Raw genomic sequence first — 24,125 nt, forward strand, 5'->3', positions numbered from 1 at the left:
CCAGCCCCAGCCCCAGCCCCAGCCCCAGCCCCAGCCCCAGCCCCAGCCCCAGCCCCAGCCCCGGCCTTGCGGGGCTGCTTCGTCACCGGCACCGACACCGAAGTCGGCAAAACCCGCGTCAGCGCCGGTTTGCTGCACTGGTTGGGCGCGCAAGGGCTGCGCGCCGCCGGTTACAAGCCGGTGGCCTCCGGCATGGAGCCCGTCGATGGGCAGTGGCTCAACGAAGACGTGCAAACCCTGTGGGCGGCGGGCTGGCCCGGTGTGCGCCCCGAGCAGGTGGGGCCGCTGCAACTGCGCACCGCCTGCGCGCCGCACATCGCAGCCGCGCTGGAAGGCCAGACCATCGATTTCGAGCGCTTGCAGCAGGGGGCGCGGCAACTGGCGCAGCAGGTGGACGTGCTGGTGGCCGAAGGCGCCGGTGGCCTGTGCGTGCCCCTGGGGCCGGACTGGGACAGCTCCGACCTGATGCGCGCCCTCGGCCTGCCCATGGTGCTGGTGGTGGGGCTGCGGCTGGGCTGCATCAACCACGCGCTGCTCACGGCCGAAGCCATCCGCGCCCGCGGCCTGCGCCTGGGTGGCTGGGTGGCCAACACGCTCGACCCCGATATGCCCTTTTTGGCCGAAAATCTGGCCACGCTGCGGCACGAGTTCCAGCGCCGCCACCAAACCCCCTGCCTGGGCGTTTTGCCTCGGCTGGCCCCGGCTGGCGCGGTGCAAATGGCCCAGGCCGCCGCTGCGCACCTGGACGACGCAGCCCTGCGCACCCTGTTCGATTTGCCCTTGGCGCAAGCCTGATTCAAAGCCCCAAGCGGCCCCTCAAGCCCTAAACCCACAACTCCCAACCACCGCCCCCACAAGATGAGCACTTGCGCAATCCCGATCGACCTTTCCGCCCTGCGCCGTGCCGGGGCACAGGGAACCGGTGCTGGCAGCACACAGCCCGCCGCAGCCGCCCAAGCCACCCCCCCGCGCTGGCCGCAAGCCACCATCGAGGCCCTGTTCGAGTTGCCCCTGATGGACTTGCTGTACCAAGCGCAGCAGGTGCACCGGCAGCACTTCGACCCCAACGAGGTGCAGCTCTCCACCCTGCTCTCGATCAAGACCGGCGGCTGCGCCGAAGACTGTGGCTACTGCCCGCAGTCGGCGCATTTTGATGCCGGCGTCGAGGCCAGCAAGCTGATGCCGCTCGATGCCGTGTTGCAAGCCGCCCGCGAAGCCAAGGCCCAAGGGGCCAGCCGGTTTTGCATGGGCGCAGCCTGGCGCAGCCCCAAAATGCGCGATCTGCAGCGCGTCACCGACATGGTGCAGGGCGTGCGCGCGCTGGGGCTGGAAACCTGCATGACGCTGGGCATGCTCGATGCCGAACAGGCGCAGCAGCTCAAAAGCGCCGGGCTGGACTACTACAACCACAACCTCGACAGCGCGCCCGATTTTTACGGCCAGATCATCAGCACGCGCAGCTACCAAGACCGGCTCGACACGCTGGAGCACGTGCGCCAAGCCGGCATCAATGTGTGCAGCGGTGGCATCGTCGGCATGGGCGAAACGCGCGCGCAACGCGCTGGCCTGATCGCGCAACTGGCCAACCTCGAACCCTACCCGGAGTCGGTGCCAATCAACAACCTGGTGCCCATGCCCGGCACCCCGCTGGCCGACGCGGAGCCGATCGACCCCTTCGAGTTCGTGCGCACCATCGCCGTGGCGCGCATCACCATGCCAAGCGCCTGGGTGCGGCTCTCGGCCGGGCGCGAGCAGATGGACGATGCGCTGCAGGCGCTGTGCTTTGCCGCCGGGGCCAACTCGATTTTTTACGGCGACCGGCTGCTCACCACCGCCAACCCGCAGGCCGCGCGCGACCGCGCCTTGTTTGCGCGCTTGGGGCTGCGTGCGCAGGGCCAAGAAGCTGGGGCGCTTGGCACCGCCGCAGCACCCAGCGCCTAAGCCCTAGCTGCCCCGCTGGCAGCCCCTCTCATGGCAGTTGCTGCGGGGGGCTGGAGTCGCTGCGCGCCGCCTGCGCCGCCCGAGCACGCGCCAGCGCAGCCTCGATCAGCGCGCGCTTGCGCTCCAGCACGGCCGGGTCGGTGTGTTTGGAGTGGCTGGGCAAGTCGGCCAGTTTGCTCTCGGCCTTGGCGATCAGGCGCTGCTGCTGCGCCTGCGCTTCGCGCTCCAGCCGCTGCTGGCGCTGGGTGTAGCGCTGGCGCGCCTGCTCGGCTTGCGCAGGGCTCCAAGCGGACCAGCCGGTGGCCACGGGTTGCGCACCATCCGCAGCCCCCACAGCAAGCATCTGGATACAGTCCACCGGGCACACCGGCAGGCACAGATCGCAGCCGGTGCAGTAGCGTTCGATCACGGTGTGCATGCGCTTGTGCGTGCCCACAATGGCGTCGGTCGGGCAGGCCTTGAGGCATAGGGTGCAGCCTATGCACCACTGCTCGTCGATCACCGCCACCGTCATGGGGCCCTCGAAGCCGTGGGCCGGGTTCAACGGCAGGGCCGGTCGGCCGAGCAGGGCGGCCAGCCGCTCCACCCCCGCTTGGCCGCCGGGTGGGCACTGGTTGATTTCAGCCGTGCCCACCTCCAGCGCTGCGGCGTAGCTGCGGCAGTCTGGGTAGCCGCAACGCTGGCACTGCGTTTGCGGCAGCAGCGCATCGATGCGCTCGGTCAGGCTCTCATTCACCCGTATCCGGTTTGCGTGCGGCACTGCGCCGCTTGGCTGCGGCGGGCGTGGTGCTGGTTGCAGGGCTGGCAGGCAGCGCCGTTTCGTCGGAATCGCCATCGTCGAGCTCGGCCGCGCCCTTGCGCGCCGCTGCTTGGGCCGCAGCCGAGGTGGGCTCGTGTTCGGCAATGAAGGCGCGCACGATCGGATAAACCTGCTCGCGCCAGCGCCGGCCGCTGAAAATCCCGTAGTGGCCGGCCCCCGGCACCTCAAAGTGGCGCTGTTCTGGGTCGGCAATGCCGGTGCACAGATCGTGTGCGGCGCGGGTCTGGCCGCAGCCCGAAATGTCGTCCAGTTCGCCTTCCACGGTCAGCAAGCCGGTGTTGCGGATGTCTTGGGGGCGCACGCGCTCGGGCTGGCCTTGCTCGTTGCGCACATCCCAAGTGCCATGCACCAGCTTGAATTCCTGGAACACGGTGTGGATGGTTTCGAGGTAGTAGTGCGCGTCCATGTCGAGCACCGCGTTGTACTCGTCGTAGAACTGGCGGTGCGCCTCGGCGCTTTCGTTGTCGCCCTTGATCAGGTCGCGGAAGTAGTCGTAGTGGCTGCTGGCGTGCCGGTCCGGGTTCATGGCGATGAAGCCGGTGTGCTGCAAAAAGCCCGGATAGACGCGCCGCCCGGCCCCCGGAAAACTGGTGGGCACGCGGTAGATCACGTTGTTTTCAAACCACTCGAAGCTGCGCTGCGCCGCCAGGTTGTTGACCGAGGTGGGCGACTTGCGGGCATCGATCGGGCCGCCCATCATGGTCATGGACAGCGGGGCCAGCTCGCCCCGGCTGGCCATCAGCGAGACCGCGGCCAGCACCGGCACGGTGGGCTGGCAGACGCTCATCACGTGGCAGTTGCCGTACTTTTGCTGCAAGTGGCGGATGAATTCCTGCACGTAGTTGACGTAGTCGTCAAGGTGAAAATCGCCTTGATCGAGCGGCACCATGCGCGCGTTTTTCCAGTCGGTGATATAGACCTTGTGCTCGCGCAGCATGGTGCGCACGGTGTCGCGCAGCAGCGTGGCGTAGTGGCCCGACAGCGGTGCGACGATCAGCACCACCGGCTGCGTTTTGAGCCGGGTCAGGGTCTCGGGGTGGTCGGAAAAGCGCTTGAAGCGGCGCAGTTCGCAAAAGGGCTTGTCGATCTCGACGCGCTCGTCGATGGCCACGTGTTGGCCCTCGATGTCCACGTGGCGGATGCCGAACTCGGGTTTTTCGTAGTCTTTGCCCAAGCGGTGCACCAGGTCGTAGGCGGCGGCGATGCGCTGCGCCATGGGCGCTTGGCCCAGCGGCGAGAGCGGGTTGGCAAACAACTTGGCGGTCATTTGCGCAAAGTCGGAAAAGGGCTCGATCAGCGAGCGCTGATTTTCGTAAATTTGGTACAGCATGGCAGTACTCCGACTTATGTTGCAGTGCAGCGTAATATATCAGGATAGACTGATTTTGTCCTGATTAAATGCCTTGCGCGACTCCAAGTGTCGCGCAGGTGCCTCAGAGCACCGCCGCAATCGAGCGGCAAACGTGCCCGATGTTGTGGCTGTTGAGCGCGGCCACGCACATGCGACCGGTGTCGGTGCCATAGACGCCGAATTCGCTGCGCAGGCGCAGCATCTGCTCCTTGCTCAGGCCCGAGTAGCTGAACATGCCGATTTGCTCGGTGATGAAGCCCATGTCTTGTGCCACCCCGGCGGCCTTCAGCCCGGCCACCAGTTGCTGGCGCATGTGCTTGATGCGCACGCGCATCTCGCCCAGCTCGTGCTCCCACAGGGCGCGCAGTTTGGGGTCGTTGAGCACCACCGCCACGATGGCGCCGCCGTGTGTGGGCGGGTTGGAGTAGTTGGTGCGGATCACGATCTTGAGCTGCGACAGCACGCGCGCGGCTTCGTCTTTGCTGGCGCACAGCACCGAGAGCGCCCCCACGCGCTCGCCGTACAGGCTGAAGCTCTTGGAAAACGAGGTCGAGACCAGCACATCGAGGCCGGCGGCGACGAACTGCTGGATCACCGCGCCGTCTTCGACGATGCCGTGGCCAAAGCCCTGGTAGGCCATGTCGAGGAAGGGCGTGAGGCCGCGCGCTTTCACCACCGCCACCACCTGCTCCCACTGCGCCGGTGTGAGGTCGTAGCCGGTCGGGTTGTGGCAGCAAGCGTGCAGCAGCACCACGGTGCCGGGGGCGGCGGCTTCTAGGCTGGCGAGCATGCCGGCAAAGTTGAGGCCGCGCTGCGCTGCGTCGTAGTAGGCGTAGGTGCCCACTTCAAAGCCGGCCTGGGTGAACAGGGCGCGGTGGTTTTCCCAGCTTGGGTCGCTGATCAGCACCTGGGCGCCGGGCTTGAGTTTTTTCAGGAAGTCGGCCCCGATTTTCAGGCCGCCGGTGCCGCCTATGGCCTGCACCGTGGCCACGCGGCCACTTTGCACCGCCTCGCTGGCGGCGCCAAACACCAGTGCCTTGACGGCGTTGTCGTAGGCGGCGATGCCGTCGATGGGCAGGTAGCCGCGGGCAGCGGGTTTTTCCATCAGGGCGCGCTCGGCCATTTGCACGCACTGCAGCAGGGGCAACTTGCCCTCGTCGTCGTAATACACCCCGACCCCGAGGTTGACCTTGTTGGGGCGCGGGTCGGCTGCAAACTGCTCGTTCAGACCCAAAATCGGGTCGCGCGGGGCCATTTCGACGGCGGCAAAGAGGGACATGGGAGGGGCCTGTGGGTAGGATGAAAAAAAGGCGCTTGGGGCTGATCCAGCCCGCAAGTCAAAACCCCCATTTTACCGTGTCGTTTGCATGCCAAGCGCGTGGCCGACCGCGTTTACCCAGCGTTCAGGCCGCGCGCAGTTGCGCCCAGCGCTGCATCAGCGCGTGCGCGGCCGCTTCGGGCTGGGCCGCGCTGGTGAGAGCGCGCACCACCGCAAACGAACCCACGCCGCTGGCGGCCACGGCCGGCAGTTGCTCGGGCCCGATGCCGCCGATGGCCACGGTGGGCAGCAGGCCGCGCAGCAACTGCGCGTAGGCGCTCAGCCGGGCGCTGCCTTGCGGCGCAGTGGCCATGGCTTTGAGGGTGGTGGGGTACACCGCCCCAAGCGCCAGGTAGCTGGGCCGCAAGCGTGCAGCACGCAGCAGCTCGGCGTAGCCGTGGGTGCTGATGCCCAGCCGCAACCCGGCGCGGCGCAGCGCAGGCAGGGCCTCGGGGGGCAGGGTGTCGAGGTCTTCTTGGCCCAGGTGCACACCGTAGGCCCCGGCCTCGATGGCGGCCTGCCAGTGGTCGTTGATGAACAGGCGGCTGGGCGGCTGGCCGCTGGCACGGGCCACGGCTAGCACGGCCGCTGCAGCGGCCTGCACCTCGGCGCGCACGGCGGCGGGGTCGTCCGATTTGAAGCGCAGTTGCAGCGTGGGCACGCCGGCTTGGGCCATGCGCTGCACCCAGGCGGCGCTGGACAGCACGGCGTACAGGCCAAGTTCGGCTGGGCCGGGGGCGAAGGCGGGTGCGGATTCAGGCGGCGAGTCGAGCAGGCCAAAGTCTTGCGCCTCGGTGGGCCAGTCGGCGCGCCAAGTGCCCTCGCGCTCGCTGCGGCGCTGCCAGGCGCGGGCAATGGCGGCGGCGTCGGGCTCGATGAAGCCCAGGCGGCGCGCAGTGGCATAGGCCAGGTCGTGCGCGCTGGTGCTGGCGGCTTGGGCCAAGGGGTCGGCTTGCTCGGGCAGGGCCAGGGCGGCGTGGCGCTGCACCAGGTCGTGCAGGCGCTCGTGGGTGGTGTTCATAGGCGGTGGCCGAGCGCCATCAGGCCTGGTGCCAAAACGGCGTGCCCAGCACCGGCGTGCTGGGCTGGGCGCTGTCTTGCGCCGGCATGGCACCGGCCAAAAAGGCGTGACGCCCAGCCTGCACCGCCGCCGCAAAGGCGCCCGCCATGCGCACCGGGTCCAGCGCCAGCGCCACCGCGGTGTTGAGCAGCACACCGTCGAAGCCCCACTCCATCACCTGGCAGGCGTGCGAGGGCAGGCCCAGCCCGGCATCGACGATCAGCGGCACGCTCAGGCGCTCGCGCAGGCTGCGCAAGGCCCAAGGGTTGAGGGGGCCTTTGCCGGTGCCAATTGGGGCCGCCCACGGCATCACGGCCTGGCAACCCACATCGACCAGGCGCTGGCACAGCACCAGGTCTTCGGTGCAGTAGGGCAGCACCTTGAAGCCGCGCCGGGTGAGCTGGTCGGCACCGTTCACCAGGTTCAGGGTGTCGGGCTGCAAGGTGTAGTCGTCGCCGATGATTTCGAGCTTGATCCAGTCGGTGCCGTACAGCTCGCGCGCCATTTCGGCGGTGGCAATGGCCTCTTGCACGCTGTGGCAGCCGGCGGTGTTGGGCAGCAGCGGCACCTGCATCTGCTGCAACAGGGTCCAGAACGGCTGGCCGGCCTCGGGGGCGGCGGCGTTTTGGCGCCGCAGCGCGGCGGTGAGCATGCAGGGCTGGGCCTGTGCCACGGCTTGCTGCAGCAGCGCGGGCGAGGGGTAGCGCGACGTGCCCAGCATCAGGCGGCTGGAAAAGGGCTGGCCGTAAAGGATGAGGGGGTCGGCAGTGGAGTGCGGGTTCATGCGGTGGAGTGCGGGTTCATGCGGTGGGGTGCGGGTTCATGCGGTGGGCGGCGTGCTTAGCCGCCGGTGACGGGGGAGACGAGCTCGATCCGGTCGCCCTCGGCCAGCGCGGTTTGCGTGTACTGGCTTTTGGGGACGAATTGCAGATTGAGGGCGGCGGCAAAGGGCGGGGCCAGGCGCGTGGCGGCCACGGCATCGGCCAGCGTGGCCCCGGCGGGCAGGGTCAGGGGCTGCTGGTTGAGCCAGACTTGCATGGGGTTTTCCACTGCGCCCCCTCAAGCCGACAGCGCAGTGGGGCAGGGCTCGAAGCGCAACCCCAACCGTTCGGCCAGAGGGTGGCTGCGTTGCTGCACGTATTCCAGCACGGCGTCGCAGACGGCGGGGCCGATCAGGTAGCCGTGGCGGAACAGGCCGTTGATCTGCAGCACCTGCGGCGCGCACTCGCGCACCAGCGGCTGGTGGTCGAGCAGGGTGGGGCGGCACTGGCTTTGCAGCCTGACAATGCGCGCCTCGCCAAAGCCAGGGTGCACCGCGTAGGCCGCGCTGAGCAACTCCAGCGCCGAACGCGCGCTCACCTCAGACAAATCTTCTGATTCGATCTGTGTGGCCCCGACGACAAAATAATGCTCCTGCTTGGGCGCGATGTAGAGCGGGTAGCGCGGGTGCAGCAGCCGGGTCGGGCGCTGCAGCGTCACGCCGGGGGCGTGCAGGCAAGCCACTTCGCCGCGCACCCCGCGCAGCGGCCGCTCGGTGGCGGCCCAGTCGGGCTGCGCCCCCAGGCCGCGGCAGTCCAGCACCCAGCCGCCGTGCTGGCGCTGCCAGTCCAGCGCCTGCTCCAGCCCGGTCGGGTGGTTCCAGTGCAGCGCCGCACCGCGCTGCTCCAGTTCGGCTTGCAGCGCTTGCAGCAGTTGGTGGTTGTCGAGCTGGCCCTCTTGGGGCAAGTAGAGCCCGCTCTGGAAGTGCCCGGCCACACTGGGCTCCAAGGCCGCCAGTTGCTGCGCGTCCAGCGGTTGCGCCGCTTGCAGCTCGGGCAGGTGCTGCACCGTCTGCGCCCAGACGCGGCTTAGGCGCGTGGCCTCGGCGGCGTCTTGGCGGTGCCACAAAATCAGGGTGCCGTCTTGCTGAAAATAAACCGGCTGCTGCAGCGAGGCAATCAGCTCGCGCCAGCGCGGCAGCGCGTACAGGCCCATGCGCACCACATTGGCCTCGGCCACGGCGGCTTCGGCCAGCGGGGCCAACATGGCGGCAGCGACCCAAGCGGCCGCGCCCTGGTCGGCGGCGGCACGCGCTTCGTGAACCGTGACCGGGTGGCCGCTGCGCGCCAGCGCCAGGCCCAGCAAGCGGCCCATTAGACCGGCCCCCAAAATGAGCACCGGGGCGGGGTTGGGGCGATAAACAGACATGATGGGGCAGATTCCAAGCTAAAAAAACCGCCCAAGCTCGGGCGGCAGGCAGGGCCTCCTGCGGGAAAATATACCATGCCCGTTTTGGGGCAAGGCCGAACCCGGACCGGGGCAATCGAGGGCGATCAAGGCTGATCAAGGGTGGCTACTGGCGCCCAGCCGCTTGGCATTATGGAGCCGCGCTGTCTGGTCACGGTGCCACAGCCTCTGGCCGCAACCTGCGTGCCTCCGATAATCGCTGTTGACCCAGATCAAAAAAACGCCCACGCCCATGCCGCACGCCCCCACACCGCCCACACCCACCCGCCATCCGTGGCGCTATGCGCGCGTGCTCACGATTGCCGGCAGCGACAGCGGCGGCGGCGCCGGGGTGCAGGCCGACCTCAAAACCTTTTCCGCGCTGGGCTGCTACGGCATGAGCGCCATCACCGCCCTGACGGCGCAAAACACCCTCGGGGTGCGCGCCATCCACGCCGTGCCGCCGGCCTTTCTGGAGCAGCAAATCGCGGCCGTGCTGGAAGACATCGGCGTCGATGCGGTCAAAATTGGGATGCTGCACGCGCCCGAGGTGGTGCGGGTGGTGGCGCGTGCGCTCGATCGCTACGCGCCGCCCTGGGTGGTGCTGGACCCGGTGATGGTGGCCACCAGCGGCGACGCGCTGATCGAGCCCGAAACCGTGGCGCTGCTGCGCGCCGAGTTGTTCCCCCGCGCCAGCCTGGTCACGCCCAACCTCGACGAAGCCGCGCTGCTGCTGGGCCGCGCCCTGCCCGACGAAGCCGCGCTGGACGCCGCCGCCGCCGACCTGCTGGCCCTGGGCGCGCGCGCCGTGCTGCTCAAGGGCGGGCACCTGCAGGGCGAGCACCTGACCGATGTGCTCGCTATCGCGGGCACCGCCCCCGCCGACTGGCTGCGCCTGCGCGGCCCGCGCATTGCCAGCCGCAACATCCACGGCACCGGCTGCACCCTCGCGGCGGCCATTGCGGCGCAGTTGGCGCTGGGCTTGGCGCTGCCCCAAGCGGTGCAGGCGGCGCACGCTTGGGTGCGCAGCGCAATCGAAGCCGGCGCCGGTGCGCGCATCGGTGCTGGGCACGGCCCGCTCAACCATGGCTTTGCGCCGCTGGCGCTGCGGCGCTTGTCGGGTGCTTGACGGCCTTTAGCCACTTCAGACGGGTGCGGCTGCTGGGGCGCAGATCGGGCGGACTAGGGCAAGGGCTGCAAGCCCAGCTCGCGCAAAAAACCGTTGTGCTGGTCCTTCGCCGCCGCAATCGCCTGTTCAATTTCCAGCAGATCGCGGTGTGTCGCGTCCAGATCAATCTCCGCCTCGCCCACCGCCGTGCTGATGTAGCGCGAGATGTTTAGGTTGAAATCGTTTTTCTCAATCTCGGCCATCTCCACGCGGCGGGCGTAGCGCGCCCCTTCTTCGCGGAACTGGTAGGTTTGGATGATCTTGGTGATGTGCTCGGGCTTGAGCTGGTTCTGGCGCTTGCCTTTCTCGAAGTGCTCGGCGGCGTTGATGAACAACACGTCGTCCGGCTTCTTGCACTTCTTGAGCACCAGGATGCACACCGGGATGCCGGTGGAATAGAACAGATTGGCGGGCAGGCCGATGACGGTGTCGATGTGCCCGTCCTTGAGCAGCTTGGTGCGGATGCGTTCTTCCGCCCCGCCGCGGAACAGCACACCGTGCGGCAGGATGATGGCCATCACGCCCTCGTCTTTGAGGTGGTGCAAGCCGTGCAGCAAAAAGGCGAAGTCGGCGGCGGATTTGGGCGCTAGGCCGTGGCTTTTGAAGCGCACGTCGTCGGCCAGCGCGTCGGTGGGTTCCCAGCGGTAGCTAAACGGTGGGTTGGCCACGATGGCGTCAAAGCTCGGTTTGCGGGCGGGGTTTTGCTCGCGCATCATGTCCCACTCATTGAGCAGGGTGTCGCCGTGGAAGATCTCGAACTCGGTGTCCTTCACCCCGTGCAGCAGCATGTTCATGCGCGCCAGGTTGTAGGTGGTGATGTTCTTTTCTTGCCCGTAAATCTTGCCGATGGCCCCGCCCGCTGTGGCCACCTTCTTGCGCACATTGAGCAAAAGCGAGCCCGAACCACAGGCAAAATCCAGCACACTGTCCAGCCGCTTCTTGGTGCCGGTTTTTGGCTCTTGGCTGTCCAGCGTGACAATGGCCGAGAGAATGTCGGAAATCTGCTGCGGGGTGTAGAACTCGCCCGCCTTCTTGCCCGAGCCGGCAGCAAACTGGCCGATCAGGTACTCGTAGGCATCGCCCAGCGCGTCGACGTCGGTAGAAAACGCCGCCAGCCCTTCGGCAATTTTCTGGATGATAGAGCAGAGCTTGGCGTTGCGGTCGGCGTAGGTCTTGCCGAGCTTGGGCGAGCTCAGGTCGATCTCGGAGAACAGGCCCTGAAAGGTGCTCTCAAACGATTCCGTCTCGATGTACTTGAAACCGGCTTGCAGGGTGTTGAGCAGATCCGCGTTCTGGGTGCGCGCCAGGTTGGCGATGCTGTTCCACAGATGCGCGGGCTGGATCACGTAGTGCACCTTGCGCCGCATTTGCTTCTCAAAGGCCGGGGTGTCGTCCACGTTGTGGGCGTACCAGAGCGCCAGCGGCACCTGGCGCGCGTCGCCGCCCACATCGGGGTAATCGCGCCCAAGCTCCTTCTTGGCCGCCGTTTCGTAGTTGTCAGACAGGTAGCGCAAAAAGAGGAAGGACAGCATGTAGTCGCGGAAGTCGTCCGCGTCCATGGCGCCGCGCAGTTGGTCGGCGATGCCCCAAAGGGTGTTGCCCAGTTGCTTTTGGTTTTGTTCGGTCATGTTTTTTGCTTTGCTGGCTTGGGTTGTGGCAGCCGTTTCATCGCCTGGTCAAAATCGCTCTCCAATTGATCGGCCTTGGCAATCTGAGCCTTGTTGAAGTTCACATACTCCGATTCGGCGAAAGCCTTGGCCACCTCGTGAGATATTTTTCCGGCGTGATTGAGGATGTCGCGGTCGTTGATCGTCAAAAAGCCGTGCAGCTTGGAAATCCAGTCGTTCATCGTCATGGGTACGCGACGCATGGCCTGACCTTCAGCAAACACCAGATATTGTTCCACCAGATTGTTCAGCGCGGCCAATTCATCGGCGCTGAGGTAATTCTTGGCAATGCTCACATCGGTCTTGCGCACCTTGCCGCCGCGCCAATTGGTCAGCCCCATATTGGGCTGATTTTTATCGGCACGGGTATGAATGATCTCTGCCGCCGTTTGCCCCGTAATGGCCCAGTGCATCTTGTTTTGCACTGTCTGGAAAAACGAAATACTTTCAGCCTGCGTAGGGTCATAGTCCACGCTGGTGGCGTAGATGTCGGTGATTTTTTGATAAAAACGCCGCTCGCTGGTGCGGATGTCCTGAATGCGCCGCGTGAGCTCTTCAAAATAATCAAAGGGTTGATCCGGATTTTTCAGCCGCTCGTCGTTCAGCAAGAAGCCTTTGACGATGTACTCGCGCAACTGCTGGGTTGCCCAGATACGAAAGCGTGTTGCCACCGCACTTTTAACGCGGTAGCCGACTGACAAAGTCATATCAAGATTATAAAAGGTCATATTGCGAGCGACCTCTCGTGTGCCCTCTGTGCGAACCTGTCGGAAATCCCGACAGGTTGTGGCAGCATCCAGCTCGCCTTCCTTGTAGATGTGTTGAATGTGTTCCACCACATTGGTGCGCGAGGTCTGGAACAATTCAGCCAACTGCTGCTGAGTCAACCAGACGGTTTCTTCTACAAAGCGCACATCCAGTTTGATTTTTCCGTCATCACTCTGGTAAATCACAAACTGCGAAGCATTGCCGTCCGTCATGGTGTTGCACTCCCGGTTTTTCCAATTACATAACTCAAGACCTCACACCATTGAATGGCGCGCAGTTGAGCTACCGAGGATTCCTCGGTAACTGCTGGCCGGTTGAGCCCCGCTTTAACGGTCAAGGATTCCTTGACCGTTAGATCTGTGATGGCCCGCCTTCGAGTGGTCAAGCAATCCTTGATAAAAATACCGTCGGTTCGGTCGCAGCGCCTCATGTTTTAGCCGCCTCCGGGGATGGGAAAAGCTGCTGCAGCAGGCCTTTTTTGTGGGTCTTGAGGGCTTCGAGCTTTTGGGTTTCGGCGGAGATGAGGGCGTCGAGGCTGCTGAGGCACGAGGCGATACGCTGCTGTTCGGCTGGCGAAGGAATCAGCGCCTCATAAGCAAACAACCCATCTCGGTTGACTTTGGGAATCTTGCCTCGTTCAGAGTTCCGAATCGCGTATTCGAGGAAATTTGGGGAAAGAAGCAAATACACGAGATAACTTCGGAGTAAGCCTCCATTGGTGGATCGGATCGGATAAATATCCGCACTACAAATGCCTTTGAAAGCAGGCGCGGCAACCTTGTTCAAAGCGGGACGGATCTTCGAGTAGAGAACGTCGTTTTCATCGAAAGCGTAATTCCCGCTCATGACACCCTTGTCGCCTGCGGATTTCACGTTAACTAATTTGCCTGAATTGGATTCGATATTCTCGCTGCCGATCTGAGGCAGGTCACAGTAAGGCGGTTGTGTCGGGTCAACTTGCCCGGAGGCAACTTGCACAAGCTCGTCGAGCTTCTTTTCCTCCCACTCGCCGGCGTTTTGGAATTCGGGGAAGCGCAGGCGGGGTTTGGTTTCGCCTTCGCGGGGGAAAAGCTGCTGCATCAGCCCCTTTTTATGGGTCTTGAGCGCGTCCACTTTCCGCGCTTGCGCGGCCACAGACAAGTCCACCGAACCCAGGCACTCGGCGATTTTTTGTTGTTCGGAAACAGAGTTGGTGCCCGCCGGAACGGGAACAGGGAGGGCCATCAAATCGTTGTCGTTGATGCTCAATGAGCCATGAGCCCTCGCGCCCACCTGAATGAAGTTTCGCAGCCAACGCCCGTGTAGATTGTCTGAAAATTGGTAGTTCAGGAAACGCACATCAGGCGACTCACCGTTGACGCGGAAGCAAGTGAAGATGCTGTTCGGGACCGCTGCGAGCTCAGTGCCCGAGTACAAGACGAGAAAGCCTTCGGGATACTCTTTGGTCGCGCTCTTGTTGTAGGCAAACTCGTTTGGCTTCAAGAGCAAGTAATTTTTGTATGAGTCACCCGCGATCACGCGCCCAAACTTGTCTTTTTGGCTCACAAGCCCAACGCCCGATGTGATGCTCATCGGCACGCAAATGTTCTTGCCAACTTTTTCCGTGCGTATCGTTGCAACCGCTCCGAGTGTTTCTGTCGTCCAGTAACCAGCGCTTTGAAACTCCGGAAACCGCAGCTTCGGCACCCACGCAGGCTTGGCCCCTGCCGTCAAAACGGCACTTGGTGTTTTAAGGTTCATGGCGCCACCTCGTCGGTATCGCTCTGGTCATCGGTATCCCACATCTCACGGTATGCGTGGACATAACTCGCGGTGGCTTGCGGGTCCAGTGTCCAGTAATGGCGGCACAGGGTTTTGAAGAGGGTCAGGCCCTCTGGCAGGCAGGCGACGCCCAAGAGCTTGTCGAGTGTGTGCTCGATGCGTTGAACATCGCGGCTGCCGCTGCGCACCATGTCTTGTACGGCGGGCGTCAGTGCTTCGATGGCCTGTTCGCGCAGCGCTTGCAGTTCGGCCATGTGCTGCTTCAGCTCAGCGAGCAAGTCTTGGTAGGTGGCAGTGCCCGGTGTTGAGGCGTGCTGGTGGGGGACGGTCATCTCAACAAGGCCTTTCCCTGTGCGGTAAGGCGGTATTGCTGCAGGCGGCTGTTGGGTTTGTCGGGCAGGGTGAGTTCGATGAGCCCCACCGCCAATGCCGGTTGCAGATAGCTTTTGCGGAAGTGCTCGCGGTCTGCCAAGTCCAGCAAGCTTTGCAGCGCTTGCCGGGTGTGCTCCCCTGTCATGACTCGCAGCAATTGCTCGACTTGCGGGGTGACTTGCGGGGTGACTTGCGGGGTGACGAGGGCCTCGATGCCTTCGCCCGCCCTCGCCCACTGCGCTTGGGGCCGCTGCACCCGGGCGGTGAACTGGTTGCCGCTGGCTTCGTCGATCAGTTCGATCTGCGGCCATTCATTCAGCGCGCGGGGGATGCCGCTGCCTAGGCCCCGGTAGGGCAGCAGCCGGAAGGCGTGTTCGCTGAGGGTGGGGTTGCGGCGGTTGCTTTTGCCGTGGCGGATGTCGTCCACGCTCAGGCTGTCGGGCAGGTGGCCGGGGCTGATGATGTCGATGCGGTCGGTGAACACGAGGATGCGAATGGAAGCGCTGGTGAAGTAGTCGCGGTGCACTAGGGCATTGACCAGCAGCTCTTGCAGGGCAATTTCGGGCACCTCGAGTATGCCCGGCGAGTTGAAGCCCTGATCGCCCTGCACCCGGTGCAGGTTGCGTTTGATGAAGGCGAGTGCCTCGGTGTACTGCTGGGGCAGGGTGCCGCTGATGTCTTGGCTGTCGAGGTAGCGGGTGTCGGTGAGGCGTGTGCCCGGAAAGGCCACGGCCTTGATGGTGAACGCCGGGCACCAGCGCAGCGGGTTGCGGCCAAACAGCAGCAGGCCGGTGAGGTTGAGTTCCAGCCCATCACCTTGTCCATCAGCCAGCCCTAGGTTTTGCAGCAGGGCGTCCAGCGGCAGATCGGCGGGGGCGGTATCGGCAGGGTTGGCGCTGTAGTGCTGGGCCAGGTAGCGGCGCAAGGCGGGTTCGTCTAGGTCGGCGCTGGTGGTGCCGGCCACGGGCACTACGTCGGCATGCACCAAGCCACCGCGCTGGAACATGCGTTGCAGTTCCTCGCGGGCGGTCACATGGCGCTTGTCGGCACCCTGTTTGACCCAGATGCGGCCTTGCTGGTCCAGATAGGGTTTGGCCAGGCCGTTGGGCACGGTCACCACCATCACCAGCCCGGCGTGGGTTTGCACGTTTTCGGTGTGGGGGTGCAGGGGCGGGCGCACATGCTGGCTGCTGGCGTTGCTGAGCATCTGATTGAGGCGGCGCAGCTCGGCCGCAGCCAGCCCGGCCAAGCTGCCGTCGTCGTTGACGCCGATGAGCAGGGTGCCGCCGCCGCTGTTGGCAAAGGCGGCCAGTTCGGCGGCCAAGGCGTCGGGGCTGTTGAAGGTGCGTTTGAACTGCTGGCGGGTGTGCTCGCCCAGCGCCACACGCTGCAGCAGGGCGGCCTCGGTGAGTGGCGGCTGCTCACTCATACGCACGCAGCCCTGAAATCTCGCGCCCCCCGGCGCGTTTGCTCAGCAGGGGCATCAGGTCGGCCATGAGGGCCAGTTCGGCCTGGCTGCGGGCTTTCCAGCCTAGGTCGAGCGGGGCCATGAGGTCGCTCAAGTGCTCGCCATCAAAGATCATGCGCTCCAAGATGCCGTCCACAAAGGCTTGCAGGGCGGCAGTGGCCAGGCTGTGTTTGGCGGCGATGGAGGCGAGTTCTTGTGCGCTCTTGTCGGACTTAAAGCGGATGTAGCCGTCGCGGATGGCGGACTCGGATAAGCCCTCGCCGGCCTTGAGCGTGGCGATGTATTCGGCGATGTCGTCGCGCTCGTTCATGAACTTGGCATCGGCGCTGATGAGGCCGATGAGTTCCTCGCGGCTCATCTTGGCCTTGCCCGGCTCCTTGGCGCTGAACTTGGCGATCAGGCCCATGATGTAGTCGTAGTCGATCACGGCGGAGGCGAAGAGCACGAACTCGAAGTCGAGTTGGTCCACTGCGGTGTCGGTGCCAGCGCCATCGCCCTCCTGGCCGCCCTTGCCCTGCTGCGCCCTAAGCCGCTTGGCGGTTTCTAGGTACTGGCCTTTGAAGCCGCGCAGGTTTGCATCGGACAGCACCTGCTCGATGGCGGCCCGGTCGCCCTCGGTGAGGTCGGTGTATTGGTCGAGCTGGGTTTTGAGCCGCTGCACTTCTTTGAAGTGGGCGATGAAGGCGGCGCGGGCCGCGTCACCCTTCAGGTTCGCCACGGCGGAGGGCGTGCAGGCCAAGCCTTGGGACTTCATGAAATCGCCTAGCGTTTGCACGGCGGCCTCCAGCTTTTGGATGACCACGGGCGCTTTGTCCACCAGCCAGATTTCCCGCGCCTGCTCGCCGGTTTTCTCGCCAGAGAAGAGGGTGATGGCGGCATCGACGGCGTCTTGCTGCTGGCGGAAGTCGAGGATGTTGCCGTAGGGCTTGCTGCCGTTGAGCACGCGGTTGGTGCGCGAAAAGGCTTGGATGAGGCCGTGGTGCCGCAGGTTCTTGTCCACATACAGCGTGTTCAGGAACTTGGAATCGAAGCCGGTGAGCAGCATGTCCACCACGATGGTGATGTCGATCTTTTGCGCCGCCGGGTGGTCGGCATTGGGCCACTGCTGGTCTTTGATGCGCTTTTGCACGTCTTGGTAGTAGAGGTCGAACTCGGCCAGGCGGTGGTTGCTGCCGTAGCGGGCGTTGTAGTCGGCGAGTATGCCTTTGAGCGCGGCTTTCTTGCCCTCGGGGTCTTCTTGGTTGTCGGCCTGCTCTTGCGGCAGGTCTTCTTGGATCTGCTTCACATCCGGGTCGCCCTCGGCAGGCGGGGAGAACACGCAGGCGATGTTGAGCGGCTTGAAGTCGGGGTCGGCGGCCTGTTTGTCCGCCTGCAGGGTTTTGAACAGCGCGTGGTACTCGATGGCGTCGTTGATGGACGCGGTGGCCAGGATGGCGTTGAAGCGGCGGCCGCCGGTGGCGGCGTCGTGCTTGGCCAGAATGGCCTCGATGACGGCCTTCTTGGCGATGGCTTCGCCGGGCTTGGGCGGCTTGTTGCCGTTTTCCTCTTTGGGCTTGAAGTAATCGACGTGGAAGCGCAGGACGTTGCCGTCCTCGATGGCGTGGGTGATGGTGTAGGCGTGCAGCTGCTGCTGGAACAGGTCCGCCGTGGTGCGCATGGAGGCCTGGGTGTCCTCGACCTTCTGCAAGCTGGCATTGGCCTCGAAGATGGGCGTGCCGGTGAAGCCGAAGAGCTGCGCCCTGGGGAAGAACGCTTTGATGGCCTTGTGGTTGTCGCCAAACTGCGAGCGGTGGCATTCGTCGAAGATGAAGACGATGCGCTTGTCTGTCAGGGCTTCGAGCTGTTTCTTGTAGCTGGACTGGCCGTTTTTGCTGCGCTTGCTGTTTCCATCCAGTGCCAGGCCCAGCTTCTGGATGGTGGTGACGATCACCTTGTCGGCGTAGTCTTCTGACAGCAGGCGGCGCACGAGGGCGGCGGTGTGGGTGTTTTCTTCGACGCAGCCTTGCTGGAATTTGTTGAATTCCTCCCGCGTCTGGCGGTCGAGGTCTTTGCGGTCCACCACAAATACGCATTTGTGGATGTGCTCGTTTTCCTTGAGCAGCGTAGCGGCCTTGAAGGAGGTGAGCGTCTTGCCGCTGCCGGTGGTGTGCCAGATGTAGCCGTTGCCCTTGTTTTCGTCTATGCACTGCACGATGTGCTGCACGGCATAGACTTGGTAGGGCCGCATGACCATGATTTTTTGCTCCCCCGCCAGCAGCACCATGTAGCGGCTGATGGTGCGGCCGAGGTCGCACTTTTTCAGGAAGCGCTCGGCAAATTCATCGAGCTGGGTGATCTTGCGGTTGCCTTCGTCTGCGAACTCGTAGATGGGCAGAAAGCGCTCGTCGGCATTGAAGGCAAAGTGGTGGGCGTTGTTGTTGGCGAAGTACCAGGTGCGGTCGCGGTTGCTGACGATAAACAGCTGCATAAAGCAGAGCAGTGTCTTGGTGTAGCCGTTGCCGGGGTCGTGCTTGTACTCGACAATCTGCTCCATGGCCCGGCGCGGGTTCACGCCCAGGGTTTTGAGCTCGATCTGCACACAGGGCACACCGTTGATGAGCAAGATGACGTCGTAGCGGTGGTGGCTGTAGTCGGTGTTGATGCGCAGTTGGTGGATGACCTCGTAGTGGTTTTTGCACCAGTCCTTGAGGTTCACCAGCGAGTAGTTCAGCGGCGTGCCGTCGTCGCGGGTAAAGGCATTGATGCTGCGCAGGGTCTTGGCCGCGGTGTAAACGTCGGGGGTGACGATTTCATCCAGCAGCCGGGCGAACTCGGCATCGGTGAGGCGGACCCGGTTGAGGGCCTCGAACTTCTCGCGGAAGTTCTGCTCCAGAGCGGCGCGGTCGCGGATGTCGGCGCGGAATTCGTACTTCAGGTTCTGCAGCTTGCCTATGAAGCCGTACTCGATCTGCTCTTCTTTGACGATGGGGCTCGGTGCTTGGGCCAGCAGATCGTAGGTGGACTGGGATGAAGGCATGGGGCAGGCTCGTGCGTGGGCTGTGGACTGCAAGGGATTGTGGCCCTTGGCACGATGAAGTGCCGCGTCCGGAATGCAACGAGATTATGGGGCGAGTGGGCGCGACGCTGGCTTAAGCAGCGGGCACCCCCTTTAGGCAGCTTGTGGCTGTGCCAGACTTTGAATTGGTGCCGGAAAGAGGAATCGAACCCCCGACCTTCTCATTACGAATGAGCTGCTCTACCGACTGAGCTATTCCGGCACTGAAGCAAGACTGGGCAAAACCCAGAGCATGCGATTATATTGCGCACGCACGCCTTTTAATGCACCCGCATACCCGGCTCGGCGCCCGGCCAGGCTTGCAGCAGGTACAGGCCGGGGCGGGCCTGTTCGTCGGCGTGGCTGGCCGAGAGCACCATGCCTTCGCTGACGCCAAACTTCATTTTGCGCGGGGCCAAGTTGGCCACCAGCACGGTGAGCTGGCCTACAAGTTGTTCCGGCTGGTAGGCGCTGGCGATGCCGGAAAACACGTTGCGCAAGCGCCCCTCGCCGGCGTCGAGCGTGAGGCGGAGCAGCTTGGTCGAGCCGCTGACGGCCTCGCAGGCCACGATGCGCGCGATGCGCAGATCGACTTTGCCAAAGTCCTCGATCCCAATCTGCGGGGCGACCGATTCGCCGCCGGGCAGGGGGGTGTCTGGGTCGGCGGCAGGGGGCGCAGGGTGTGCGCTTTGGGCGCTTTTTGCAGCGGCGGGGCTGGCTTTGAGCACCGGGGCGGCGGGGTTGGCTGGAGCGGCTGGAGCGGCTGGAGCGGCAGCGGGCTCGAACAGCTCTTGCAGCCGCTTGGCATCGACGCGCTGCATCAGGTGCTGGTAGGCGCCGATGGCGTGGCCCGCGCCCAGTGGCGTGGCGGCGTTGGCCCAGTCCAGCGGGGCGCAGCGCAAAAAGGCTTCGACTTGCTCAGCCAACTTGGGCAGCACCGGCTTGAGCAGCGCCGTGAGCACGCGAAAGCACTCGATGCAGGTGCTGCACACGTCTTGCAGGCGTGCGGCGCAGTCGGGCTGGCGCGCCAGTTCCCAGGGTTTGTTTTGGTCCACGTATTCGTTGACTCGGTCGGCCAGCGCCATGGTCTCGCGGATGGCCTTGCCATATTCGCGCTCGGCCAGCAGCTCGGCGACCTGCGGCACGGCGCGCTGCAAGCCGTCGAGCAGGGCTTCGCCGTCCGGCGCCAGGGGGCCGAGGCGGCCCTCGAAGCGCTGCGCCAGAAAGCCAGCCGCGCGCGAGGCGATGTTGATGTATTTGCCAATCAGGTCGGAATTGACGCGGGCCACGAAGTCTTGCGGGTTGAAGTCCACGTCCTCGTTGCGGCTGCTCAGCTTGGCCGCCAGGTAGTAGCGCAGCCACTCGGGGTTGAGGCCGAGTTGCAGGTATTTGAGCGGATCGAGCCCGGTGCCCCGGCTCTTGCTCATCTTTTCGCCGCCGTGCAGGGTCAAAAAACCGTGTACGTAAATGGCGCTGGGCACCTTGCGGCCAGAAAAATGCAGCATCGCCGGCCAGAACAGGCTGTGAAAGGTGATGATGTCTTTGCCGATGAAGTGCACCTGCTCCACGTTCGGGTCTGCTAGGAACTGCTCAAAACTTTGCGCGGTGCGCGAGGCCGGGTGCCCGTGCGCAGCGGCTTGGCCGCTGTCGAAATGGTGCTTGAGGCTGGCCAGGTAGCCGATCGGGGCGTCGAGCCAGACGTAGAAATACTTGCCCGGTGCGTCTGGGATTTCGATGCCAAAGTAGGGTGCGTCGCGGCTGATGTCCCAGTCGCCCATTTTGGCCTGGCCGTCGTCGCCGGGGGCGAGCCATTCGCTGATCTTGTTGAGCACCTCGGGCTGCAAGCGCCCGGGCGTGCTGGTCCACTGGTCGAGGAATTCGAGGCAGCGCGGGTCGGACAGTTTGAAGAAAAAATGCTCGGATTGGCGCAACAGCGGCGTGGCGCCCGAGAGCGCCGAGTAGGGCTGGCGCAGCTCGGTCGGGGCATAGACGGCGCCGCAGGCTTCGCAGTTGTCACCGTACTGGTCCGGCGCGCCGCACTTGGGGCAGATGCCCTTGATGTAGCGGTCGGGCAGGAACATGTTTTTTTCGGGGTCGAAAAACTGTTCGATGACGCGGCTCTCGATCAGGCCGGCGGCCTTGAGGTCGAGGTAGATGCGCTGCGCCAGCGCGTGGTTTTCGGGCGCGTCGGTGCTGTGCCAGTGGTCGAAGCGGATGTGAAAACCGTCCAGATAGGGCGCGCGGCCGGCGGCGATGGCGGCCACGAACTGCTGCGGCGTCTGCCCGGCTTTTTCAGCCGCGATCATGATCGGCGCCCCGTGCGCGTCGTCGGCGCAAACAAAGTGCAGCTCGTGCCCGTGCAGGCGCTGCGTGCGCACCCAGATGTCGGCCTGGATGTACTCCATGATGTGGCCGATGTGGAAGGCGCCGTTGGCGTAGGGCAGGGCGGTGGTGACGAAGAAGCGGCGCTGGGTCATGGGGCTGGGCAGTGGGCGGGTAAGCACTTGATTTTAGCGGCCACAACCCTGGGCCGCCAGCATCTGCGCCACCCCCATCGCGCCCCCCCGGCCCACGCCAAGCACTTGGCTGGGCGCGGATATGTGGCCCGCTGCAGCAGGCCGTGCGCGCAATCGCATTAGACTCGGCAGCGACGATAAACCACAGGTGGAATTTGCAAAATGGCTATTGAACCCCAGGCGCTGCTGCAGGCGCTGCAAACCGTGATCGACCCGCTGACCGGACGCGATTTTGTCTCGACCAAAGCCCTCAAAAACCTGCAGATCCGCGGCGCCGAGGTGGCGTTCGAGGTCGAGTTGGGCTACCCCGCGCAAAGCCTGTGGCCCGAACTGAGCCAGGCGCTGCGCGGCGCCGCCCAAACGGTGGCGGGGGTGGGCCAGGTGCAGGTGCATTGGCAGACGCGCATCGTGGCGCATCAGGTGGCGGCGCCCAGCGTGCCGGCGCTGGAGCAGGTGAAAAACATCGTGGCCGTGGCCTCTGGCAAAGGGGGCGTGGGCAAGAGCACCACGGCGGTCAACTTGGCGCTGGCCTTGGCCGCCGAAGGGGCCAAGGTGGGTGTGCTGGATGCCGATATCTATGGCCCGAGCGTGCCCACCATGTTGGGTTTGCAGGGCCAAAGGCCCGAAAGCCTAGACGGCAAAACCATGGAACCCCTGCTCAAGCATGGCTTGCAGGTGATGTCGATCGGCTTTTTGATCAAGCCCGACGACGCCATGATCTGGCGCGGCCCCATGGCAACCCAGGCGCTGGAGCAACTGCTGCGTCAGTCCAACTGGCAAGCGCTGGATTACCTGATCGTCGATCTGCCGCCCGGTACTGGCGACATCCACCTGACCATGGCGCAGCGGGTGCCGCTGACGGCGGCCTTGATCGTCACCACGCCCCAAGACGTGGCCCTGCAAGATGCGCGCAAAGGCATACGGATGTTTGAAAAGGTCGGGGTGCCGATTCTGGGTCTGGTCGAGAACATGGCGATGCATGTGTGCAGCCGCTGCGGCCATGCCGAAGCGGTGTTTGGCCTCGAAGGGGGGCAGCGTCTGGCGGCCGAAATGGGTTTGCAGTGCCTAGCCACCTTGCCGCTGGCGCTGGCCATTCGCGAGCAAGCCGACCGGGGTGAGCCGATCGTGGTGGCTGCGCCCGACGGCGAACTGGCGGCGCAGTACCGCCGTTTGGCGCTGCGCACGGCCGCGGCGCTGAGCCTGCTGGGGCGCGACTACTCCAGCAAGTTGGGCGCCCTCAAGGTGCAAGTTCAGCCCTGATTGGGGTGCTGCCGGCTGGGGCTCGGAAAACAGCCCCTGCCTATTGCCGGTCTGCGCTTGGGCTGGGCTCTACCCGTTTCGGGCCGTGGCTGCGTGCGCGGGTCACGTCCAAGCGCCGAATGTCTTTGGACAGCAGACCCAGCAAAACCAGGCAGCCCCCGGTCAAGCCCATGAAGATGAACAGGCCGCGAATGCCGAGCAGTTCGCCCAAGGGCGCCGCCAGCGCCAGCCCGACCGGCGCGGCCAGCGCCACCACCGTGGTCATGAGCGACAAGGCACGCCCCTGCAACTGATTGGGGATGGTGCTGAGCAGCAAGGTGGACAGCGGCGCGTTGCCAATGATGTAGAAAAAGCCGCTCAGCGTCCAGGCCAGCACCGCCAGCACGAACCAGTCGGGGTTGGGCAGGGCCGTGGCGGCCAGCATGAAGCACGACAGGGAAAAACCAGCGATCACCCAGCGGATGTGGCGCTTGGGCGCCACAGCGGCCACCAGCAATCCGGCCAAGATCATGGCCGCCCCGGCCAGTCCTTCCATCAGCGCCACCTCGGGCGCACCACCGCCAAAATGGTTGCGTATCAGCAGCATCACCAGCGTGAAAGAGGGCATCACCACCATCACCACCACGGCCAGCAGGGCGTAGAGTTTGCGCAAGCCCGGCACCGACCAGACGGCCCGAAAGCCTTCCACGAAATCGCGCCGCAGGGTGTCGAAAAAGCCGTGTTCGCGCCGCTGCGCGCGCTTGGGCTGGGCAATGCTGAAAATCAGCAACGGAATGATGCCCAGCACCGCCGTGAAGACGTCGATGCTGAGCGCCCAGCCGATCGGCAAGATGCTGATGGCAAAGGCCCCCAGCGGGGCGGCGGCTACTGTCATGATGCCGGTCAGGCTCTGGTTGAGGCCCACGGCGCGCGGCAGAAAGTGTGCTGGCACCAGGTTCGCCAAGCTGGCAATCGCGGCCGGGTACTGGATCGCTTGCAGCGCGCTGCGGATGAACACCATCACAAAGATGTGCCAAATTTCGATGCGCCCGCTCAGAAAGAGCGCAATCAAAGCCACCATGCACAAGGCCCCCAGGGTGTCGGCGGTCACCATCAGCCAGCGCCGGCTGTAGCGGTCGGCCAGCACGCCGCCGATGGGGCTTAGCAGGGCGTAGGGCAGCAGGGCCAAGATGCCGGCTGTGGCCAGCATCGAGACGCTGCCGGTGGTGTCGGTGATCCACCACAGCAGCACGAACTGCGTCATGGCCGAGCCGATGAGCGACAGGGCCTGGCCAAAAAAGATCGACCAGTAACGCAGTTTCCAGTGCGGCCCAGGGTCGATGCCGGTGAGGGTGGACTCAGCGTCTGGGGCGGGCTGGAAGGGGGTTGTCATGCACGAGGCGGGCGGACAGTTGTGAAACCGTCCGCCAAAACCGA

Annotated in this window: 19 protein-coding genes and 1 tRNA gene; 4 read left to right on the plus strand and 16 right to left on the minus strand. The window is 64.6% G+C overall.

The features are described 5' to 3' along the window. The first annotated feature begins 66 nt into the window (after nt 1-66). Entirely contained in the window at nt 67-795 is a 729-nt protein-coding gene (gene bioD, locus SRAH_RS09345) for a dethiobiotin synthase (RefSeq protein WP_029463084.1), read from the plus strand. Nucleotides 796-858: 63 nt separating this feature from the next. After that, nucleotides 859-1,941 (plus strand): biotin synthase BioB, encoded by a 1,083-nt coding sequence (gene bioB / locus SRAH_RS09350; protein ID WP_029463085.1) that lies wholly within the window; start codon nt 859-861, stop codon nt 1,939-1,941. A gap of 28 nt (nt 1,942-1,969) precedes the next feature. On the opposite strand, the gene rsxB is transcribed toward bioB, so the two are convergent. The 7 genes from rsxB to SRAH_RS09385 form a co-directional block, all read right to left on the minus strand. Then, a complete protein-coding gene (gene rsxB / locus SRAH_RS09355; protein ID WP_029463086.1) occupies nt 1,970-2,677 on the minus strand; it encodes an electron transport complex subunit RsxB in 708 nt (235 codons plus the stop codon). Then, the gene (locus tag SRAH_RS09360; protein WP_082210159.1) at nt 2,670-4,091 is read right to left on the minus strand and encodes a polyhydroxyalkanoate depolymerase; all 1,422 of its coding nucleotides are present in this window, start codon (nt 4,089-4,091) and stop codon (nt 2,670-2,672) included. Before SRAH_RS09360 ends, rsxB begins: the two co-directional genes overlap by 8 nt. 103 nt (nt 4,092-4,194) lie before the next feature. Beyond that, nucleotides 4,195-5,391 carry an amino acid aminotransferase gene (locus SRAH_RS09365; protein ID WP_029463088.1) on the minus strand — a complete coding sequence of 399 codons (1,197 nt, stop codon included), beginning with the start codon at nt 5,389-5,391 and terminating at the stop codon, nt 4,195-4,197. A gap of 124 nt (nt 5,392-5,515) precedes the next feature. Next, nucleotides 5,516-6,451, minus strand: coding sequence for a thiamine phosphate synthase (locus SRAH_RS09370; RefSeq protein ID WP_029463089.1), 936 nt, complete (start codon nt 6,449-6,451; stop codon nt 5,516-5,518). A gap of 19 nt (nt 6,452-6,470) precedes the next feature. Continuing rightward, nucleotides 6,471-7,274: a thiazole synthase gene (locus tag SRAH_RS09375; RefSeq protein WP_029463090.1), complete on the minus strand. Its 804-nt coding sequence runs from the start codon at nt 7,272-7,274 to the stop codon at nt 6,471-6,473. A gap of 56 nt (nt 7,275-7,330) precedes the next feature. Further along, nucleotides 7,331-7,528, minus strand: a complete 198-nt coding sequence (gene thiS / locus SRAH_RS09380; RefSeq protein ID WP_029463091.1) for a sulfur carrier protein ThiS — start codon at nt 7,526-7,528, stop codon at nt 7,331-7,333. Between the two features lie 21 nt (nt 7,529-7,549). Next, nucleotides 7,550-8,677, minus strand: a complete 1,128-nt coding sequence (locus SRAH_RS09385; protein WP_029463092.1) for an FAD-dependent oxidoreductase — start codon at nt 8,675-8,677, stop codon at nt 7,550-7,552. Nucleotides 8,678-8,948: 271 nt separating this feature from the next. Between SRAH_RS09385 and thiD the strand changes: the two genes are divergently transcribed. Beyond that, nucleotides 8,949-9,824, plus strand: a complete 876-nt coding sequence (gene thiD, locus SRAH_RS09390) for a bifunctional hydroxymethylpyrimidine kinase/phosphomethylpyrimidine kinase (RefSeq protein ID WP_029463093.1) — start codon at nt 8,949-8,951, stop codon at nt 9,822-9,824. A 53-nt stretch (nt 9,825-9,877) separates the two neighbouring features. On the opposite strand, the gene SRAH_RS09395 is transcribed toward thiD, so the two are convergent. From SRAH_RS09395 to metG, 8 genes are all read right to left on the minus strand, one after another. After that, nucleotides 9,878-11,491: a type I restriction-modification system subunit M gene (locus SRAH_RS09395; protein ID WP_029463094.1), complete on the minus strand. Its 1,614-nt coding sequence runs from the start codon at nt 11,489-11,491 to the stop codon at nt 9,878-9,880. Further along, nucleotides 11,488-12,510 (minus strand): virulence RhuM family protein, encoded by a 1,023-nt coding sequence (locus SRAH_RS09400; protein ID WP_029463095.1) that lies wholly within the window; start codon nt 12,508-12,510, stop codon nt 11,488-11,490. Before SRAH_RS09400 ends, SRAH_RS09395 begins: the two co-directional genes overlap by 4 nt. A 214-nt stretch (nt 12,511-12,724) precedes the next feature. After that, nucleotides 12,725-14,038, minus strand: coding sequence for a restriction endonuclease subunit S (locus SRAH_RS09405; protein WP_045477027.1), 1,314 nt, complete (start codon nt 14,036-14,038; stop codon nt 12,725-12,727). Continuing rightward, complete coding sequence (locus SRAH_RS12120) at nt 14,035-14,391, minus strand: hypothetical protein (protein WP_045477028.1); 357 nt, start codon at nt 14,389-14,391, stop codon at nt 14,035-14,037. The genes SRAH_RS09405 and SRAH_RS12120 overlap by 4 nt, the downstream gene beginning before the upstream one ends. Continuing rightward, nucleotides 14,388-15,860: an RNA/DNA-binding domain-containing protein gene (locus SRAH_RS09415; RefSeq protein WP_029463097.1), complete on the minus strand. Its 1,473-nt coding sequence runs from the start codon at nt 15,858-15,860 to the stop codon at nt 14,388-14,390. Before SRAH_RS09415 ends, SRAH_RS12120 begins: the two co-directional genes overlap by 4 nt. Beyond that, complete coding sequence (locus SRAH_RS09420) at nt 15,853-18,915, minus strand: type I restriction endonuclease subunit R (RefSeq protein WP_045477030.1); 3,063 nt, start codon at nt 18,913-18,915, stop codon at nt 15,853-15,855. The genes SRAH_RS09415 and SRAH_RS09420 overlap by 8 nt, the downstream gene beginning before the upstream one ends. A gap of 165 nt (nt 18,916-19,080) precedes the next feature. Continuing rightward, nucleotides 19,081-19,156: transfer RNA gene (locus SRAH_RS09425), tRNA-Thr, on the minus strand. 58 nt (nt 19,157-19,214) lie between these two features. Then, a complete protein-coding gene (metG, locus tag SRAH_RS09430) occupies nt 19,215-21,410 on the minus strand; it encodes a methionine--tRNA ligase (RefSeq protein ID WP_029463099.1) in 2,196 nt (731 codons plus the stop codon). 201 nt (nt 21,411-21,611) lie between these two features. On the opposite strand from metG, the gene apbC reads away from it, so the two are divergent. Beyond that, on the plus strand, nt 21,612-22,709 hold the full coding sequence (gene apbC, locus SRAH_RS09435) for an iron-sulfur cluster carrier protein ApbC (protein ID WP_029463100.1): 1,098 nt from the start codon (nt 21,612-21,614) through the stop codon (nt 22,707-22,709). 40 nt (nt 22,710-22,749) lie between these two features. Here the strand turns inward: apbC and SRAH_RS09440 are convergent, their stop codons facing one another. Then, the gene (locus SRAH_RS09440; RefSeq protein WP_052369156.1) at nt 22,750-24,081 is read right to left on the minus strand and encodes an MFS transporter; all 1,332 of its coding nucleotides are present in this window, start codon (nt 24,079-24,081) and stop codon (nt 22,750-22,752) included. Between the last annotated feature and the right edge of the window lie 44 nt (nt 24,082-24,125).

This window comes from Serpentinimonas barnesii (assembly GCF_000696225.1).
In the GTDB taxonomy this organism is placed as follows: Bacteria; Pseudomonadota; Gammaproteobacteria; order Burkholderiales; family Burkholderiaceae_C; genus Serpentinimonas; species Serpentinimonas barnesii.